The sequence below is a fragment of the Enterobacter cloacae complex sp. I2 genome, assembly GCF_014896205.1.
Taxonomy (GTDB): Bacteria; Pseudomonadota; Gammaproteobacteria; order Enterobacterales; family Enterobacteriaceae; genus Enterobacter; species Enterobacter quasihormaechei.
Map to the genome: position 1 here is coordinate 1 of NZ_JADBRA010000027.1, position 19,179 is coordinate 19,179.

The following is a 19,179-nucleotide window of genomic DNA, read 5'->3' on the forward strand; positions in this document are numbered from 1 at the left end:
ATTTAAAACATTTTTGTGGTTTATCAACTTTACCAGGAATATTAATACTATTTCAGAATAAAGAGTGGGATATATCACACATTCACCAGAAGAATGTTTTTAGATTCAATATTTGATTATCAATTAGAAAAACATTTATTTTCAGCAAATCAACAAATGCAACATCTAATCAACACTGAAATTTTCTTATTTTATAGCGTTAAATTTCGTGATTACGATCATCTACGGAGGATGAGAGGAGCGCGTGGCGGAGTAAACAGTGAAATGTGCTTAGCGTCGCAAAATTGAGAATTGATGTCGGCTGGCGCAGCGCTTACCCGGACTGTTTTCTTCAGAAAGCAAAAACCCCGCCGAAGCGGGGTTTCGTAAGAAGTTGAAGCTGACCGATAAGCCGGGTTCGTTCAACGATACGTCAGGTATCTGCGGCGCTGGGGTTGTCGTGTGTCGCAGACTCGATCGCAGTTTGTGTTACAGAGCAAACCCACCGAGTGAAGCACTTTTCACACTCAGCCATGCCTAACTGCTAACATTTGTAACACGCCAATGATAAAAAACAACAGACTGACAACCGCCAAGTATATCTCCACGTAGAACGGGCCAATAAGCCGTTTTGGTAGCCCACGTATAAAGTCCTTGTCATCGTTTTTGGTCAGGATTGAGCTTTTATTCCACAACAGCGGCATGTATATAAAACTCACTTTTGTGCTATATGCTATTTTGACATAAAGCGTGTTGACGTTCTCGAACAGCAATACAGCATTGGGCAGACTACCGTATTTTTCTTTGTACAGGATGCAGATCTCCTTAAATCTATCCCTGTTCAGAACTGAGGCTATGATACTGGCTATACCGAAGCCGAAAGCAAGTGCTCCGATGATTACTGTTAACTTGGCGTTAAGTAGGGCATTAATGGTCATTACTTGTAACCTCATATAGCGATTCACCAACGAAGCCACCGAACGCAGATGTAGCTTTATCGCTACCATATGCAATAGCGCCATTTACTCCGAGCGTACAAAGTAATGCTCCAGCACCTGCGGCTTCTATAGTTGCAGCGCCAAGCACTATCGCACAGACAGTATTTGCTGCGGCTGTACCCGCAATTTTTCCAGCTATCGCACCGCCGATCAGGCTCCCGGAAAATTCACCAATGGAGGTAAACGACGTTTTCGCACAATCTCTGCCCACAGTGCAGGCTTCCGTGATCTTTGCGGCGGTATCGAGTGCAGACATGCCAATCCCGATCTTCCCAGCGGTTTCCATCCACTTGACGTACTTCGCCAGCTTCTCGATGTGGGTGGCGTAACCCTCAATATCGCTAACGCCTGTTTCATTCCAGCGATGGGTGATTGAACTACTGGACAGGCCAAGGGCGTTTTTCAGTTCTGCGTATTCATTGAACATGAAACGATGCTTCATGAACATCTTCAGCACACTATCGAGTTGACCGAATAACCGGCGGCGCTCGACAAAAAATTGTTCACCGATCAGTGTGCCACTGGTGATGTACTGGTTCTTGTAGGTTTTCTCTATCTCGACAAGGATTTTTTCTACCTGTTCAAAATAACCTTTCGCGGCTTCGGTTGCTTTTCCTGAGTATCCATAAGTATCGCTCGCCGTACTGGCAGCAGCAGCGAACATCTCAATGGTGTCTTTGTACTTGTAGAGAAAGTTAGCTTGCTGAATGGAGAGAGGAGCTAACGCTGCATCAACTCGCGCTTTCGCGGCCTGCATATGTGCAATTTGTTCGCTGTCCTGCTTATCAGGGTCAACCACCAGCATAATAGAACCAGCTTTATATCTTTCATGCGGGCCGTTCAACGCGGCAAAGAGTTCTTTTACACCTGCTGGTGGGTTCTCTGTGAATAACAGACGTTGCCAGGCTTCTGTTGTCCCACCATACGGAATAATGGTAAAACCAGCATCTATACCTTTAGGTTTATCAGATTTGGAATCTTTCTTTGTAGATTGTGCCTGATGAATGGGTTCAGGCACTTCAGACAGGTTGGCAATTCGCTGTGAGCCAATGCTGGCTGGCGTCACTTCAATATCAAGCTCGTAATTATCATCAAAGTTTGAGGGAACAAGGCGCGATCTACATGGGCAAGAACTGCGGCTATGCAAAGTACCTGCAATTCTCTTACCATGGATAGTGTCGCGAATCCCTCCCGTAATACGATAAAGCCCTTTATGCTTGCCACAGGTTACTCTGTGACCTTCGCAGACCATGTCTTTCCCAAAGTGCTGATGGTCAGGACATCCATCTATGATTACACCGCCACAGGTGGTTTTATCACCTCTGAAAAGATAATTACCTTTGACTCCCATTATAAATCCCTTTACTTGATGTCGTTCTATTTAACCCAAATCCTCATTATACAAATAAACTACATCATTCGGAATGTATTGTTGTTAAAATAAAATGGCATTTCTAATTATTCATTATACGGATATTACTGTGTTCTTATTCTGTTGATGAATTAACGAAGCTCTTATTATTGAGCCTCAACAGTAAACATTTTTATGATCAGAATAGTAGAATTTGTATATGGTGTTGCAGGAGGTAATAATAAAGGTTATTGCGACCGTTGATGTATCTCATTTCACTACCTGAGACACATCAACGATCGTTTTAGAAGAAGTTGAAGCTGACCGATAAGCCGGGTTCTGTCGTGGACAGTCATTCATCTAGGCCAGCAATCGCTCACTGGCTCAAGCAGCCTACCCGGGTTCAGTACGGGCCGTACCATGTGAACCCCTATTTGGCCTTGCTCCGGGTGGAGTTTACCGTGCCACGGACTGTTACCAGCCGCGCGGTGCGCTCTTACCGCACCCTTTCACCCTTACCTGATCCCGCTTGCGCGGGCCATCGGCGGTTTGCTCTCTGTTGCACTGGTCGTGGGTTTCCCCCCCAGGCGTTACCTGGCACCCTGCCCTGTGGAGCCCGGACTTTCCTCCCCTCCGCCCGTCTCCCCCGAAAGGGACGACGACGAAGCGGCGACTGTCTGGTCAGCTTCGGCGCGCAGTATAGAGGGTTTGCGCGCCGCTGTCACCCCTGGCTACGCATGCCTACCTGCAATGTGGCCGCGATATTGCGCGAGGCGCGGTAAATGTTGTCATACGCGCCCCGGAACGCCTCTTCCAGTGAGCCGATGCTGGTCAGTACGCTGAACACCGCGTCGATGCCGTACTGGTGTACCACGCCCACGTCCTGCGTCAGACTTCCGGCAATCCCTATCACCGGCTTATGGTATTTTTTGGCGACGCTCGCCACGCCGACGGGCACTTTACCGTTAATGCTCTGGCTGTCGATGCGCCCTTCGCCCGTCAGTACCCAGGTGCAGTCGTGAATATGTTCTTCAAGATTGAGCGCCTGAGTGACAATCTCAATGCCGCTTTTCAGCTCAGCCCCCAGAAAGGCCATCAGCGCCGCGCCCATGCCGCCCGCCGCTCCTGCCCCCGGAACCGGGTTCACGTCGATGCGCAAAGATTTTTTGATCACCTCGGCATAGTGGCTAAGATTGGCGTCGAGTTCGAGGATCATCTCCTCGGTGGCGCCTTTTTGCGGGCCAAAGATACGCGACGCGCCGCTTTCACCGACCAGCGGATTCGTCACGTCACAGGCGACGCGGATTGCGCATCCCTGAAGACGCGGATCGAGCGCCGAAATATCAATACGGTTAAGCGCCATCAGGCTACCGCCACCGTAGCCGATCTCCGTCCCGTTGGCATCCGTAAACCTCGCGCCCAGCGCCTGCATCATGCCGGCGCCCCCGTCGTTGGTGGCGCTCCCGCCGATACCGATGATGATATTGCGCGCGCCTTTATCCAGTGCGCTGAGGATCAGCTCCCCCGTCCCGCGAGACGTTGTGACCAGCGGGTTACGCAGCGCGGGAGGAACAAGCACCAGGCCGCTGGCGGCGGCCATCTCGATAAACGCGGTCGTCCCGTCGCCAGAGATCCCCCAGCGGGCATTCACTTTTTCCCCTAACGGACCGGTGACGACAGCCTGCTGCCAGGTGCCCTGAGTCGCGGCGATCATCGCTTCAACCGTACCTTCTCCACCGTCAGCAACGGGAACCGACACGTAATGAGCGTCGGGGAAAATCTCCCGAAATCCTTTTTCTATCGCCTGCGCCACCTCGGTGGCAGACAGGCTTTCTTTATAAGAGTCTGGCGCGATTACGATTTTCATAGTTGTAAGCCTGGACCGTAGGCCCGGTATGCGTTGCGCCACCGGGCAGGACGTCATTAGCGAGTAATTTCGACCTTCGCCAGTTTTTCGTAGTAGCACGCGAGCGCGCTGTGATCGGCAGTGCCAAGACCGTCCGCACGCAGCGCCTGCATCATCTCCATGACGGCGGCAGTCAGCGGCAGCTGCGCCCCCACGCCGTGTGACGTATCCAGCGCATTCGCCAGATCTTTAATGTGCAGGTCGATACGAAAACCTGGCTTAAAGTTACGATCCATCACCATCGGTGCCTTGGCATCCAGCACGGTGCTACCCGCCAGACCACCGCGAATGGCCTGATAGACCAGATCCGGATTCACCCCCGCTTTGGTGGCCAGCGTCAGCGCCTCCGACATGGCCGCAATGTTCAGCGCCACAATCACCTGGTTTGCCAGCTTGGTGACGTTACCCGCGCCGATGTCACCGGTGTGCACCACGGAGCCAGCCATCGCTTTCATCAGGTCGTAGTATTTGTCGAAGACGGCTTTATCGCCGCCCACCATCACCGACAGGGTGCCGTCGATGGCTTTGGGCTCGCCGCCGCTGACCGGTGCGTCCAGCATCTCCACGCCTTTCGCCTTCAGCGCCTCGCTGATTTCGCGGCTCGCCAGCGGTGCGATTGAACTCATGTCGATCACCACCAGGCCCGGCTTCGCGCCGTCGATAATGCCGTTCTCACCCAGCGCCACCTCTTTCACGTGCGGAGAGTTTGGCAGCATGGTGATGATGACATCGCACTGCTCGGCGATCGCTTTTGCGGTTGTCGCCGTTTCTGCGCCGGCCGCAATCACCTCTGCCACCGCGTCTGAATTACGGTCGAGAACCACCAGCGAGTAACCTGCTTTGATGAGGTTTTTGCTCATTGGTTTGCCCATGATACCCAGGCCAATAAAACCCACTTTCAGCGTCATAATCTGTTTCCTCAATGATGGTTATTTTTTAAAAGCGTCTGCTAATCTCTGCGTGGCCGCGCGGAATACGCCGAGGTCGCTGCCGACGGCAACAAACGTTGCGCCCCACTCCAGGTAGCGGCGGGCGTCAGCTTCCACCGGCGCCAGAATGCCGCACGGCTTACCGTGGGCTTTGGCACGGGCAAAAATGTGCTGGATCGCGCGCTGTACGTCCGGGTGGCTGGCATTGCCCAGATGACCAAAGGCGGCAGCCAGATCGCTCGGGCCGACGAAAATACCGTCTACGCCTTCGGTCGCGGCAATGGCGTCGACGTTATCGACACCCTGCTGGCTCTCGATCTGAACCAGGATGGTGATGTTCCTGTTGGACTGGGCGAAATAGTCCGGCACGGTGCCAAACATGTTGGCGCGGTGCGAAACGGACACTCCGCGGATCCCTTCCGGCGGATAGCGGGTCGCCGCTACGGCCAGCACCGCTTCTTCTTCCGTTTCAACAAACGGGATCAGGAAGTTGTAGAAGCCGATATCCAGTAAACGCTTGATGATAACCGGCTCGTTGGTGGGCACACGCACCACCGGCGCGCTGTGGCTGCCTTTCAGCGCCATCAGCTGCGGAATAAACGTGCTGATATCGTTTGGCGCATGTTCGCCGTCCAGCACCAGCCAGTCGAATCCGGCCAGGCCCAGCACTTCCGTGCTGATGGGGTTTGCCAGCGCAGACCAGCAGCCAATCTGGATCTGGTGCGCCGCGAGGGCTGCTTTAAACTTATTCGGGAAGATATCATTACTCATCGCTTATACCTTTTTTAATTCCGCAGTTTTAGCCAGCATCATTTTTATTTATTCCGACGCAGCGTCAGGGTTATATTTATTTTCTGACTGAATTTTGGCGTTATAAAATCGTCATTCAGTATAATCGCCGCCCGACGGCAGTACATTGTTTCAATGCTCAGTTATCGAGTGGAATTTGAACGCTATCTTGAGCATATGCACAAAGCAGTGGGCGCTGATGCACAGAATCAACGATTAGTGTTTCGGGAGCGATCGCGATCACATTCTCACCTTTCCTCTCCTGACATTCTTTATTTCTTCAATAAGAAACAATTAACCATCTGGCTATATTTAGTATCAGATATTTTGCTGGAGAAGCGTAAACAATGGCCGATATTCAAATTCGACAGGCGTCGCCGACGGCGTTCTATATAAAAGTGCACGATACCGACAACGTGGCGATTATTGTCAACGACAATGGCTTGAAAGCGGGTACCCGATTCCCGGACGGGCTGGAGCTGATTGAGCACGTTCCGCAGGGGCACAAGGTCGCGCTGGTCGATATCCCCACGCACGGCGAAATCGTGCGTTACGGCGAAGTCATCGGCTATGCGGTACGCCCTGTCCCGCAGGGTAGCTGGGTTGAAGAGTCGCTGGTTGAGCTGCCAGCGGCCCCGCCGCTGGAAACGTTGCCGCTGGCGACCCGCGTCCCTGAGCCGTTGCCGCCGCTGGAGGGCTATACCTTCGAAGGTTACCGCAACGCGGACGGCAGCGTGGGAACCAAAAACCTGCTCGGCATCACCACCAGCGTGCATTGCGTGGCGGGCGTCGTGGATTACGTGGTGAAAATTATTGAGCGCGATCTGCTGCCGAAATACCCCAACGTTGACGGCGTGGTGGGGCTTAACCACCTGTACGGCTGCGGCGTGGCGATCAACGCGCCCGCGGCGGTCGTGCCAATCCGCACAATCCACAATATCGCCCTCAACCCAAACTTTGGCGGCGAGGTGATGGTGATTGGCCTCGGCTGCGAGAAATTGCAGCCTGAACGCCTGTTGCAGGGTACTGAGGATGTGAAAGCCATTCCGGTAGACGATGCCAGCATTGTTCGTCTCCAGGACGAACGTCACGTCGGATTCCGTTCCATGGTCGACGATATTCTTCAGGTGGCGGAGCGCCATCTGGACACGCTGAGCAAACGCCAGCGCGAAACCTGCCCGGCCTCTGAGCTGGTAGTGGGGACACAGTGCGGCGGCAGCGATGCGTTTTCCGGCGTCACCGCCAACCCGGCGGTGGGTTACGCGTCGGATTTGTTCGTGCGCTGCGGCGCCACGGTGATGTTCTCCGAGGTCACCGAAGTGCGTGACGCCATCCACCTGCTTACGCCGCGCGCCGTCAACGAGGAAGTGGGCAAACGTCTGCTGGAGGAGATGGCCTGGTACGATAACTATCTTGATATGGGCAAAACCGACCGCAGCGCAAACCCGTCCCCGGGTAACAAGAAAGGCGGCCTGGCGAACGTGGTGGAAAAAGCCCTCGGATCAATTGCCAAATCTGGCCAGAGTGCGATTGTGGAAGTGCTCTCTCCGGGCCAGCGGCCAACCAAACGCGGCCTTATTTACGCGGCAACGCCTGCCAGTGATTTTGTTTGCGGCACCCAGCAGGTGGCGTCCGGCATTACGGTACAGGTCTTTACCACCGGGCGCGGCACGCCGTACGGCCTGATGGCGGTACCGGTGATCAAAATGGCGACCCGCACCGAGCTGGCAAACCGCTGGTATGACTTAATGGATATCAACGCGGGCACCATCGCCACCGGGGAAGAGAGTATTGAGGATGTGGGCTGGAAGCTGTTCCACTTCATTCTGGACGTGGCGAGCGGGCGGAAGAAAACTTTCTCTGATCAATGGGGATTGCATAACCAGCTGGCGGTGTTTAATCCGGCGCCGGTGACGTGATGGCCTCTCATTCTGCCCTCTCCCCTGTGGGGAGAGGGTTAGGGTGAAGGGACAAAACCCTACACCAGCACCACATCAATCCCGCTTTTCCGCAGCCCGTCGAGGCTCTCTGCCGGAATACCTTCATCGACGATAATCATATCGATCCGCTGGGTATCAATGATTTTATGCAGGCTTGAACGGTTAAACTTGCTGGAGTCGGTCACAACGATAATGCGCTCTGCCACCTCGCACATTTTTCGATTCAGGCGGGCTTCATCCTCATTGTGCGTACTCACCCCCCGATCGAGATCGATGGCGTCGACGCCCAGGAACAGCAGGTCAAAATGGTAATTCTGTAACGACTGCTCCGCCTGGTCGCCGTAGAAAGATTGCGACTGACGGCGCAAGTGTCCACCGGTCATCAGCAGCTCCACTCCCTCTGCTTCCAGCAGCGCGTTCGCCACGTTCATCCCGTTGGTCATGGCAATAACGTCGGTGTGCTGGCGCAGCATACGGGCGATTTCACAGGTCGTGGTACCCGAGTCCAGAATAATGCGGTGGCCCGGCTTCACCAGCTCAGCCGCCGCCTGCGCGATGCTGCGCTTCACTGCCGTATTAAGGGAACTTTTGTCCTCAACGGACGGCTCCACGCCGGGCATATTGCCTTCGCAAATCAGCGCGCCGCCGTAAGCGCGAACGGCAATCCCCTGCTTTTCCAGAAAGGCCAGATCGTTACGGATCGTCACCGTCGACACGCCGTATAAAAGAGAAAGATCGTTAACCTGCACGCTTCCCTGCGCCCGCAACCGCTGAATGATCTGCTCTCGCCTTTCGCTGGTGCCGGTGATGCGCTTCTCTGCGGATGGATCGGTGCTGCTCATACGAGCTCCTTAGTAAATAAACTTTCGTTTCATTTCGTTTTGCTTATTAACGCCTTTCTTTTAAGGGAATGCAAGCCCTGTAAGGCGCGCTGACGCACGCTTAACCGCCGCTGAAACCTTTCATTATGTTTCTTTTGTGAAACAGATCGGAAAACTATTATCTTTCGTTTTATTTTTACCGCACCATAATGCAGTATCAAATGAAACAAAACGAAAGATGAATGCCAACACCATCCGAAATGGAGAGGAAAGTGAAACATCTGACAGAAATGGTGGAACACCATAAACGGGGGAATACAAACGGGATTTATGCCGTCTGTTCCGCACATCCACTGGTACTTGAAGCTGCAATTCGTTACGCCCATTCTCAACAGACGCCTCTGCTGATTGAAGCCACCTCAAACCAGGTGGATCAGTTTGGCGGCTATACCGGTATGACGCCCGCCGATTTTCATGGGTTTGTCTGCACGCTGGCGGGATCTCTCGGTTTCCCCACCTCGCAGCTGATCCTTGGCGGCGATCATCTCGGTCCCAACCGCTGGCAAAACCTGCCGGCTTTGCAGGCGATGGCGAACGCCGACGATCTCATCAAAAGCTACGTGGCTGCCGGGTTCAAGAAGATCCATCTCGATTGCAGCATGTCCTGCGAAGACGATCCGGTTCCTTTAACCGATGCGATCGTTGCCGGGCGCGCCGCGCGTCTGGCAAAAATTGCCGAAACAACCTGTCTTGAGCAATTTGGTGTAGCCGATCTGGTCTACGTTATCGGCACGGAAGTTCCGGTTCCCGGCGGCGCGCACGACACGCTGACCGAGCTTGAGGTCACCACGCCAGAGGCGGCACGCGCCACGCTTGAGGCACACCGCCACGCATTCGAGAAGGAAGGGTTAAGCGACATCTGGCCGCGCATTATTGGCCTGGTGGTACAGCCCGGCGTTGAGTTCGATCATGCGCACGTTTGTGACTATCAGCCGCATAAAGCCGTCGCGCTGAGCAAAATGGTTGAAGCCTATGACACGCTGGTATTCGAAGCACATTCTACCGATTACCAGACGCCGCAGGCGCTGCGCCAGCTGGTGAACGATCACTTCGCCATTCTTAAAGTCGGCCCTGCCCTGACCTTTGCCCTGCGCGAAGCGCTGTTCTCGCTGGCGGCCATTGAAGAAGAGCTGCTGCCGGCAAAAGCCTGCTCCGGGCTGCGTCACGTCCTGGAAAACGTGATGCTCGATCGCCCGGAATACTGGCAAAGCCACTATCACGGTGACGGCAACGCCCGACGCCTGGCCCGCGGCTACAGCTACTCCGACCGCGTGCGTTATTACTGGCCAGACAGCCAGATTGACGACGCCTTTGAGCGACTGGTACGCAACCTTGCGGATGAACCGATCCCGCTGCCGCTGATCAGCCAGTATCTGCCTTTGCAGTACAGCAAAGTTCGCGAGGGCGCTCTCAAGTCAAAGCCACGGGAACTCATCCTCGACCACATTCAGGACATACTCCAGCAGTACCATGCCGCCTGCGAAGGCGTAACGACTCAACACGCATAATTAAAAAGAGGAAAACGCTATGCCAAACATTGTCTTATGCCGCATTGATGAGCGCCTGATCCACGGACAGGTGGGCGTGCAGTGGGTGGGGTTTGCGGGGGCAAACCTGGTGCTGGTGGCAAATGACGAGGTTGCGGACGATCCGGTGCAGCAAAACCTGATGGAAATGGTGCTTGCGGAAGGTATCGCCGTGCGTTTCTGGTCTCTGCAAAAGGTCATCGACAACATTCATCGCGCCGCCGACCGCCAGAAAATTCTGCTGGTCTGCAAAGCACCGGCTGATTTTTTAACGCTGGTAGAGGGCGGCGTACCCATCACCCGTATCAACGTCGGAAATATGCATTATGCCAGTGGCAAACAGCAAATTGCCAAAACGGTATCTGTAGACGCGAACGATATCGCCGCGTTTAACGGCCTGAGGGCGGCCGGCGTGGAATGCTTCGTTCAGGGCGTTCCAACAGAGACTGCTTTGGATCTCTTTAAACTGCTCTGAGGGATTCACAATGGAAATCAGTCTTTTGCAGGCTTTCGCGCTCGGGCTTCTCGCCTTTATCGCGGGCCTGGATATGTTTAACGGCTTAACACACATGCACCGTCCGGTGGTGCTCGGGCCGCTGGTTGGCCTGATACTGGGCGACCTGCACACCGGTATTCTGACCGGCGGTACCTTAGAACTGGTCTGGATGGGCCTGGCGCCGCTGGCGGGCGCGCAGCCGCCGAACGTGATTATCGGCACCATCGTTGGCACCACGTTTGCCATCACCACGGGCGTGAAGCCGGATGTCGCCGTTGGGGTGGCCGTACCGTTTGCCGTGGCGGTGCAGATGGGTATTACGTTCCTCTTCTCCGTGATGTCCGGCGTAATGTCCCGCTGCGATCGCATGGCGGCTAACGCGGACACCGACGGCATTGAGCGAGTCAACTATCTGGCGCTGCTGGCGCTCGGCGTTTTTTATTTCCTGTGCGCGTTTCTGCCCATCTACTTCGGTGCTGAACACGCGAAAAACGCCATTGCTATTCTGCCGGAGCGTCTGATCGACGGTCTCGGCGTCGCGGGCGGCATCATGCCAGCGATCGGCTTCGCCGTGCTGCTGAAGATCATGATGAAAAACGTTTACATCCCTTACTTCATTATCGGTTTTGTCGCCGCGGCCTGGCTGAAGCTTCCGGTGCTGGCGATTGCGGCGGCTGCGCTGGCGATGGCGCTGATCGACCTGCTGCGTAAGTCGCCTGAACCGACGGCGCCCGCAGCCCAGAAAGAGGAATTTGAAGATGGCATCTAATCACACCACCCTGCCGGGCGCGTCCGTCAGTGAAGAGACGCTGCTGAGCGGCGTGAATGAAAACGTCTATGAAGACCAGACCATTGGCGCGGAGCTGACCAAAAAAGACATTAACCGCGTGGCCTGGCGCTCCATGCTGTTACAGGCCTCGTTCAACTACGAGCGTATGCAGGCCTCCGGCTGGCTGTACGGGCTGCTGCCCGCGCTGAAAAAGATCCACACCAATAAACGGGACCTGGCGCGCGCCATGAAGGGCCATATGGGCTTCTTCAACACCCATCCGTTCCTGGTGACCTTTGTTATCGGCATTATTCTGGCGATGGAACGATCAAAGCAGGACGTGAACAGCATTCAGAGCACGAAAATTGCCGTCGGCGCGCCGCTCGGGGGCATTGGTGACGCCATGTTCTGGCTGACCCTGTTACCCATCTGCGGCGGTATTGGTGCCAGCCTGGCGCTGCAAGGCTCCATTCTTGGCGCGGTGGTTTTTATCGTGCTGTTCAACGTGGTGCATCTCGGCCTGCGCTTTGGCCTGGCGCACTATGCCTACCGAATGGGTGTCGCCGCGATCCCGCTGATCAAGGCCAACACCAAAAAGGTTGGCCATGCTGCGTCCATTGTCGGGATGACGGTAATTGGTGCGCTGGTGGCAACCTATGTGCGCCTGAATACCACACTCGAGATTAAAGCCGGGGATGCGGTCGTCAAACTGCAAACCGACGTGATCGACAAGCTGATGCCGGCGTTTTTGCCGCTGGTCTACACCCTGACCATGTTCTGGCTGGTACGCCGTGGCTGGAGCCCGCTGCGCCTGATTGGTATCACCGTGGTGCTGGGCGTGGTCGGTAAATTCTGTCACTTCCTGTAAACGCAAAGAGGTTGCGATGTTAGGCATTATTTTGACGGGTCACGGCGGTTTTGCCAGCGGGCTTGAACAGGCGATGAAGCAGATCCTCGGCGAACAGCCGCAGTTTATCGCCATCGATTTTCCGGAAAGTTCCACCACTGCGCGGCTGACCGCGCAGCTTGAGCAGGCAGTGACTGAACTGGACGCAGAGCACGATATTGTGTTTCTCACCGATCTTCTCGGCGGGACGCCGTTTCGTGTGGCTTCTACCCTCGCGATGCAGCGGCCCGGCAGCGAAGTGATCGCCGGCACCAACCTCCAGCTTTTGCTGGAGATGGTGCTGGATCGCGACGGATTAAGCAGCGAAGCGTTTCGTTTGCAGGCGCTGGAGTGCGGCCATCGCGGCCTGACCAGCCTGGTGGATGAGCTAGCCCGCTGTCGCGAGGACGTGCCCGCCGGGGAAGGGATATGAGCCAGGTGCTGCGCGCGCGTCGTCTGCTTACCGGGCAGGGCTGGCTGGATGATCACCAGCTGCGTATCGAAAGAGGCGTCATCACCGCCATCGAGCCGATACCGGCAGGGGTTAACGTCCGCGAGGCGGACCTGCTTTGCCCGGCATATATCGATATCCACGTCCACGGCGGCGCGGGAGTGGACGTGATGGATGATGCACCCGACGTGCTGGACCGGTTAGCCATGCATAAAGCACGTGAAGGTGTGGGGGCGTTTTTACCCACCACCGTCACCGCTCCGCTGGAGGCGATCCATGGCGCGTTAAGGCGTATTGCCCGACGCTGTCATGCAGGTGGCCCCGGCGCGCAGGTTCTGGGGAGCTATCTGGAAGGCCCGTACTTTACGCCACAGAATAAAGGGGCACACCCGCCAGAACTGTTTCGCGAACTGGATTTTGCGGAACTTGATGCGCTGATTGCGGTTTCGCAGGACACGCTGCGGGTTGTGGCGCTGGCCCCGGAAAAAGCGCACGCCCTGAAGGCGATCCATCACCTCAGCCAGAAAGGGATACGCGTCATGCTGGGCCACAGCGCCGCTACATACGCGCAGACCCTTGCCGCATTTGACGCAGGCGCAGCCGGGCTGGTGCACTGCTACAACGGCATGACGGGGTTACACCACCGGGAGCCCGGCATGGTTGGCGCCGGGCTGACGGACCCACGCGCGTGGCTGGAGCTGATTGCCGACGGTCACCACGTTCACCCTGGAGCCATGCGGCTGTGTTGTTGCTGTGCGAAGGATCGCACGGTGCTGATCACCGATGCCATGCAGGCGGCGGGGATGCCCGACGGGCGCTATACGCTGTGTGGTGAAAAGGTCGAGATGCAGGGCGGCGTTGTCCGCACGGCCTCCGGCGGGCTGGCGGGCAGCACGCTCGCGCTGGATGCCGCCGTGCGACATATGGTGGAGCATACGGGGGTTCCCGCAGAGAACGCTATTCATATGGCCTCGCTGCATCCCGCCCGCCTGCTCGGTATGGACCACCTGCTGGGATCGTTAGCACCAGGCAAACGCGCCAACATTATTGCGCTGGACGCAGGTTTACACCTCCGGCAGATCTGGCTTCAGGGTCAGGTGTTTTCGCTATAGCCCTTTCACAGTCTGCTCTGTTGGCCTTACGGAATGCGATCGTAAGTCCTTTCTTTTCCTTTCCTTAATTTTTACCTTTCCTTTCGCGATCACACTTTTCGTTTTATTTCTTTTTCGCCATTGAACTTTCGATTTCTTTTCTATAGATTTTCTTTAACTGCTTAAGTGAACAAGTGAAACGAAACGAAAGATAGCGACACGTTTGCCAGCGTCTGATGTGGAATTCACACGACTAAGGACTGAGTTATGCCACAAACCACTACCGCCACCACCGGCACCTGGACCGAAAAAGAGATCCGCCAGCAGCCAGCCAGCTGGCTTCGCTCGCTCAGCAATATCGATAACCTGCGCGCGTCGATCGACGGTTTTCTGACGCCACTGTTGCGCAAACCCGATCTGCGGATCGTTCTGACCGGTGCGGGCACGTCCGCTTTTATCGGCGATATCATTGCGCCATGGCTTGCCAGCCGCACAGGGAAAAACATGACCGCGATCCCTACGACCGATCTGGTCACCAATCCGATGGATTATTTCAGCCCTGCGCACCCGCTGCTGCTGGTCTCTTTTGCCCGTTCCGGCAACAGCCCGGAGAGCGTCGCCGCCGTTGAGCTGGCGAACCAGTTTGTGCCGGAGTGCTACCACCTGTCGATCACCTGTAATGAAGCGGGCAGCCTGTACCAGAATGCCGTCGACAGCGATAACGCCTTCGCTCTGCTCATGCCGGCTGAAACGCACGATCGCGGGTTCGCGATGACAAGCAGCATCACCACCATGATGGCGAGCTGCCTGGCGGTATTCGCACCGGAAACGATCAACAGCAAAACGTTCCGCGACGTATCCGATCGCTGTCAGGCGATCCTCACGTCGCTCGGCGATTTCAGCCACGGCGTTTTTGGTAACGAACCGTGGAAGCGCATCGTTTATCTGGGCAGCGGTGGATTACAGGGCGCCGCGCGGGAATCTGCGCTGAAGGTGCTGGAGCTGACCGCCGGCAAGCTGGCGGCATTCTACGATTCGCCAGCGGGTTTTCGTCACGGGCCTAAGTCGCTGGTAGACAACGAAACGCTGGTCGTCGTGTTTATCTCCAGCCATCCGTATACGCGTCGGTACGATCTGGATCTGCTCGCCGAGCTGCATCGCGATCGCCAGGCCATGCGCGTGGTAGCCATTGCAGCCGAAACGGATCCGGTCATTGAAGCGGGCCCGCATATCCTGCTGCCGGCTTCCCGCGCGTTTAACGATATGGAGCAGGCATTCTGCTTCCTGATGTACGCCCAGGTCTTTGCACTCACCCAGTCCCTGCACGTTGGCAATACGCCGGATACGCCGTCCGCCAGCGGTACGGTTAACCGTGTGGTCCAGGGCGTTGTTATTCATCCGTGGCAGGCTTAAGAGGACAGGCTCATGAGCATTATTTCTACCAAATACCTTTTGCAGGACGCGCAGGCGAAGGGCTATGCCGTTCCGGCCTTTAACATCCACAACGCCGAGACGATCCAGGCGATCCTCGAAGTCTGTAGCGAGATGCGCTCGCCGGTGATCCTCGCGGGTACGCCGGGTACGTTTAAACATATTGCGCTGGAAGAGATTTACGCTTTGTGCAGCGCCTATTCCCACACTTATGACATGCCGCTGGCGCTCCACCTCGATCACCACGAATCGCTGGACGACATTCGCCGCAAAGTCCATGCCGGCGTACGCAGCGCAATGATCGACGGCAGCCATTACCCGTTCGAACAAAACGTGAAGCTGGTGAAGTCGGTCGTCGATTTCTGCCACCTCAACGACTGTAGCGTCGAGGCCGAGCTGGGACGACTGGGCGGGGTGGAAGATGACATGAGCGTCGACGCCGAAAGCGCGTTTCTGACCGACCCGCAGGAAGCGAAACGCTTTGTCGAGCTGACAGGAGTGGACAGCCTCGCCGTTGCCATCGGTACCGCACACGGCCTCTATACCAAACGGCCAAAAATTGACTTCCAGCGGCTGGCCGAGATCCGCGAGGTGGTGACGGTGCCCCTGGTGCTGCACGGCGCGAGCGATGTGCCGGATGAGGACGTGCGCCGCACCATTGAGCTGGGCGTCTGCAAAGTGAACGTTGCAACAGAACTGAAAATCGCCTTCTCCGACGCCGTTAAAGCCTGGTTTGCCGAAAACCCGCAGGGCAACGATCCGCGCTTCTACATGCGCGTCGGCATGGATGCCATGAAGGAGGTGGTCAGAAGCAAAATCACCGTTTGCGGCTCGGCAAACCGACTGCTGCTTCCGGCTGAAGCCTGATCCCATTGCGCATTACATCAATACCTAAAAAATAACTATAAGCCTCGCAAATATGAAGGCGCGTCCTTAAGCCGGACAGCGCCTTCCATTATCCTAAAAAATCCGAGGAGTCCCTACATGACACAGGAAAAGTCGTTTAAATCGAAAGCGTGGGAATTTTTCCAAAGCCTGGGAAAGACCTTTATGTTCCCGGTGTCCCTGCTTGCCTTTATGGGGCTGCTGCTGGGTATTGGCAGTTCCGTTACCAGCCCCTCCACCATCAAAAGTTTTCCTTTTCTGGGCGGCGAGTTAACGCAGCTGACCTTTGGTTTTATCGCCATGGTCGGCGGGTTTGCCTTTACCTACCTGCCGCTGATGTTTGCAATGGCGATCCCGATGGGCCTTGCCAAACGCAATAAAGCGGTAGGCGCTTTTGCCGGATTCGTTGGCTACATGCTGATGAACATGAGCATCAACTATTACCTGACCGCCACCCACCAGCTTGCCGATGCCGCCACCATGAGACAGGTGGGACAATCCATCGTGCTGGGCATTCAAACGCTGGAGATGGGCGTGCTGGGCGGCATTGTGGTGGGGGTCATCACCTACTTCCTGCACGAACGCTTTCAGGACACGGTGCTGCACGACGCCTTTGCCTTCTTTAGCGGCATTCGTTTTGTCCCGATTATTACCGCCCTCACCCTGTCGCTGGTCGGTTTGTTCATCCCCCTGCTGTGGAAATATGTGGCGATGGGCATTGCCGGGATTGGTCATATTATCCAGAGCACCAGCGTTTTTGGGCCGTTCCTGTATGGCGTGGGCGTGCTGCTGCTCAAGCCGTTTGGCCTGCATCACATTCTGCTGGCGATGGTGCGCTTCACCCCGGCGGGCGGCGTGGAGATGGTCAACGGCCATGAGGTGGCCGGTGCTTTGAATATTTTCTACGCCGAGCTGAAGGCCGGCCTGCCGTTTAGCCCGCACGTTACGGCATTTTTATCGCAAGGTTTTATGCCGACCTTTATCTTCGGCCTGCCTGCCGTGGCCTATGCCATCTACCGCACCGCGCGCCCGGAAAACCGTCCGGTGATTAAAGGGCTGCTGCTTTCCGGCGTGCTGGTTTCGGTGGTCACCGGCATTTCGGAGCCGATTGAATTCCTGTTCCTGTTTATCGCCCCTGTGCTTTATGCCTTCCATATCGTTATGTCGGGCCTGGCGCTGCTGGTGATGGCGCTGCTCGGCGTCACCATCGGCAACACCGACGGCGGCATTCTGGACCTGCTGATCTTCGGCGTCATGCAGGGAACGTCGACCAAATGGTATCTGCTGTTCCCGGTGGGTATTGCCTGGTTTGCTATCTACTTCTTCGTCTTCCGCTGGTACATCCTCAAACACGATATTAAAACGCCGGGCCGTGAGGTTGACGCGCAGGGTGCGCTCCAGGCGGTGGAAGCCAATACCCGGGCACGTGGAAAATCGAAATACGATCATGGACTTATTCTTCGTGCGCTTGGCGGCAAAGAGAATATTGAGTCGCTCGACAACTGCATTACCCGCTTGCGTCTGGTAGTGAAAGATATGGGGCTTATCGACCAGCAGGCGCTGAAGGCCGCGGGCGCCCTGTCCGTCGTGGTGCTTGATGCCCACAGCGTTCAGGTGATCATCGGCCCGCAGGTGCAGAGCGTCAAAACCGGCATTGAAGCCTTAATTTAACAGGGGGTCGTTGTGTTTGATTTCGACAGGATCATTGAGCGTAAAAGCGATAAGTGCCGTAAATGGGATCATGCGTTTGTGTGCTCGCGTTTCGGTGATGTCCCGGAGGGATTTATCCCGCTGTGGATAGCAGATATGGACTTCACCTCGCCACCCGCCGTGACTGAAGGCTTTCAGCGCATCGTGGAGCATGGCACCTTCGGTTATACCTGGTGCTTCGATGAATTCTACGATGCGGTCATCGCCTTCCAGCGCACCCGTCATCAGGTTGAGGTGGAGAGGTCATGGATCACCCTGACCTACGGCACCGTGTCCACGCTGCACTATACGGTTCAGGCGTTCTGCACACCCGGCGACTGCGTGATGATGAACACCCCGGTCTACGATCCGTTTGCCATGGCGACGCAGCGGCAAGGAGTGCAAGTACTCGCTAACCCGCTGCGCGTGGAAGATAACCGCTACCAGCTTGATTTTAACCTGACCGAATCGCTGCTCAGAACGCACCGACCCGCGCTGTGGTTCTTCTGCTCGCCGCATAACCCCTCCGGCAGGATCTGGCGCGCGGATGAGATCCGCCAGGTCTCCGAGCTCTGCAAACGCTACGGCACCATTCTGGTGGTTGATGAGGTGCACGCGGAACATATTCTCGACGGCACGTTCGTGAGCTGTTTGACCTCCGGCTGCGCCGCGCTGGATAACCTGATTGTGCTGACCTCCCCGAATAAAGCGTTCAACCTGGGGGGGCTAAAAACATCCTACTCGATGATTCCAGACGATTCGCTGCGCCAGCGCTTCCGTCAGCAGCTTGAGAAGAACTCCATTACCTCGCCAAATATCTTCGGCGTGTGGGGGATTATTCTGGCCTATCAGCACGGCCTGCCGTGGCTCGACGCGCTGAACGGTTATCTGCGCGGCAATGCCCGCTACCTGGCGGATGCCATTCAGACCCACTTCCCGGCGTGGAAGATGATGAACCCGGAGTCGTCGTATCTCGCCTGGGTAGACGTCAGCGCGGACGATCGCAGCGCGACGGCGCTCACCCAACATTTCGCAAAACAGGCTGGCGTGGTCATTGAAGACGGCAGCCACTACGTCCAGAACGGCGAAAACTACCTGCGGATCAACTTCGGCACCCAGCGCTACTGGCTGGAGCAGTCCATCAACCGAATGCTGAAGCATTACTGATAAGGATCTTACCCG

The 19,179-nt window shown here is 55.9% G+C and carries 17 protein-coding genes and 1 other RNA gene; 11 read left to right on the forward strand and 7 right to left on the reverse strand.

The features are described from left to right. Positions 1-506: 506 nt before the first annotated feature. The 6 genes from IM300_RS20165 to garL all read right to left on the reverse strand — a co-directional run bounded on the left by IM300_RS20165 (position 507) and on the right by garL (position 5,934). Positions 507-917, reverse strand: coding sequence for a hypothetical protein (locus tag IM300_RS20165; protein ID WP_193038035.1), 411 nt, complete (start codon positions 915-917; stop codon positions 507-509). Continuing rightward, positions 907-2,328 (reverse strand): PAAR domain-containing protein, encoded by a 1,422-nt coding sequence (locus IM300_RS20170; RefSeq protein ID WP_193038037.1) that lies wholly within the window; start codon positions 2,326-2,328, stop codon positions 907-909. The genes IM300_RS20165 and IM300_RS20170 overlap by 11 nt, the downstream gene beginning before the upstream one ends. 312 nt (positions 2,329-2,640) lie before the next feature. Continuing rightward, positions 2,641-3,017, reverse strand: an RNA gene (gene rnpB / locus IM300_RS20175) — RNase P RNA component class A. A 32-nt stretch (positions 3,018-3,049) separates the two neighbouring features. Further along, complete coding sequence (gene garK, locus IM300_RS20180) at positions 3,050-4,195, reverse strand: glycerate 2-kinase (RefSeq protein WP_131636438.1); 1,146 nt, start codon at positions 4,193-4,195, stop codon at positions 3,050-3,052. A gap of 56 nt (positions 4,196-4,251) precedes the next feature. Continuing rightward, on the reverse strand, positions 4,252-5,142 hold the full coding sequence (gene garR / locus IM300_RS20185; RefSeq protein WP_112791841.1) for a 2-hydroxy-3-oxopropionate reductase: 891 nt from the start codon (positions 5,140-5,142) through the stop codon (positions 4,252-4,254). A 21-nt stretch (positions 5,143-5,163) separates the two neighbouring features. Continuing rightward, a complete protein-coding gene (gene garL, locus IM300_RS20190; protein ID WP_063867607.1) occupies positions 5,164-5,934 on the reverse strand; it encodes a 2-dehydro-3-deoxyglucarate aldolase in 771 nt (256 codons plus the stop codon). Between the two features lie 365 nt (positions 5,935-6,299). Between garL and garD the strand changes: the two genes are divergently transcribed. Further along, entirely contained in the window at positions 6,300-7,871 is a 1,572-nt protein-coding gene (gene garD / locus IM300_RS20195; protein WP_193038039.1) for a galactarate dehydratase, read from the forward strand. A gap of 59 nt (positions 7,872-7,930) precedes the next feature. Here garD and IM300_RS20200 read toward each other — a convergent pair whose 3' ends face one another. Then, positions 7,931-8,734 (reverse strand): DeoR family transcriptional regulator, encoded by an 804-nt coding sequence (locus IM300_RS20200; RefSeq protein WP_063867605.1) that lies wholly within the window; start codon positions 8,732-8,734, stop codon positions 7,931-7,933. Positions 8,735-8,973: 239 nt separating this feature from the next. Between IM300_RS20200 and kbaZ the strand changes: the two genes are divergently transcribed. The 10 genes from kbaZ (at position 8,974) to IM300_RS20250 (ending at position 19,164) form a co-directional block, all read left to right on the forward strand. Continuing rightward, a complete protein-coding gene (gene kbaZ, locus IM300_RS20205; protein WP_193038095.1) occupies positions 8,974-10,281 on the forward strand; it encodes a tagatose-bisphosphate aldolase subunit KbaZ in 1,308 nt (435 codons plus the stop codon). Between the two features lie 19 nt (positions 10,282-10,300). Next, on the forward strand, positions 10,301-10,774 hold the full coding sequence (agaV, locus tag IM300_RS20210) for a PTS N-acetylgalactosamine transporter subunit IIB (RefSeq protein WP_193038041.1): 474 nt from the start codon (positions 10,301-10,303) through the stop codon (positions 10,772-10,774). Between the two features lie 10 nt (positions 10,775-10,784). Continuing rightward, positions 10,785-11,564, forward strand: coding sequence for a PTS N-acetylgalactosamine transporter subunit IIC (agaW, locus tag IM300_RS20215; RefSeq protein ID WP_193038043.1), 780 nt, complete (start codon positions 10,785-10,787; stop codon positions 11,562-11,564). Then, a complete protein-coding gene (agaE, locus tag IM300_RS20220; RefSeq protein ID WP_063451074.1) occupies positions 11,554-12,432 on the forward strand; it encodes a PTS N-acetylgalactosamine transporter subunit IID in 879 nt (292 codons plus the stop codon). Before agaW ends, agaE begins: the two co-directional genes overlap by 11 nt. Positions 12,433-12,448: 16 nt before the next feature. Continuing rightward, the gene (gene agaF / locus IM300_RS20225; protein ID WP_063867601.1) at positions 12,449-12,883 is read left to right on the forward strand and encodes a PTS galactosamine/N-acetylgalactosamine transporter subunit IIA; all 435 of its coding nucleotides are present in this window, start codon (positions 12,449-12,451) and stop codon (positions 12,881-12,883) included. Beyond that, complete coding sequence (gene nagA, locus IM300_RS20230; protein ID WP_193038045.1) at positions 12,880-14,013, forward strand: N-acetylglucosamine-6-phosphate deacetylase; 1,134 nt, start codon at positions 12,880-12,882, stop codon at positions 14,011-14,013. The genes agaF and nagA overlap by 4 nt, the downstream gene beginning before the upstream one ends. A 246-nt stretch (positions 14,014-14,259) precedes the next feature. Continuing rightward, positions 14,260-15,405 (forward strand): SIS domain-containing protein, encoded by a 1,146-nt coding sequence (locus IM300_RS20235; protein WP_193038047.1) that lies wholly within the window; start codon positions 14,260-14,262, stop codon positions 15,403-15,405. A gap of 12 nt (positions 15,406-15,417) precedes the next feature. Beyond that, complete coding sequence (gene kbaY, locus IM300_RS20240; RefSeq protein ID WP_193038050.1) at positions 15,418-16,290, forward strand: tagatose-bisphosphate aldolase subunit KbaY; 873 nt, start codon at positions 15,418-15,420, stop codon at positions 16,288-16,290. A 117-nt stretch (positions 16,291-16,407) separates the two neighbouring features. Continuing rightward, positions 16,408-17,979 carry a maltose/glucose-specific PTS transporter subunit IIBC gene (gene malX / locus IM300_RS20245; RefSeq protein WP_193038052.1) on the forward strand — a complete coding sequence of 524 codons (1,572 nt, stop codon included), beginning with the start codon at positions 16,408-16,410 and terminating at the stop codon, positions 17,977-17,979. 12 nt (positions 17,980-17,991) lie between these two features. After that, positions 17,992-19,164: a PatB family C-S lyase gene (locus IM300_RS20250; RefSeq protein WP_193038054.1), complete on the forward strand. Its 1,173-nt coding sequence runs from the start codon at positions 17,992-17,994 to the stop codon at positions 19,162-19,164. Positions 19,165-19,179: the final 15 nt, after the last annotated feature.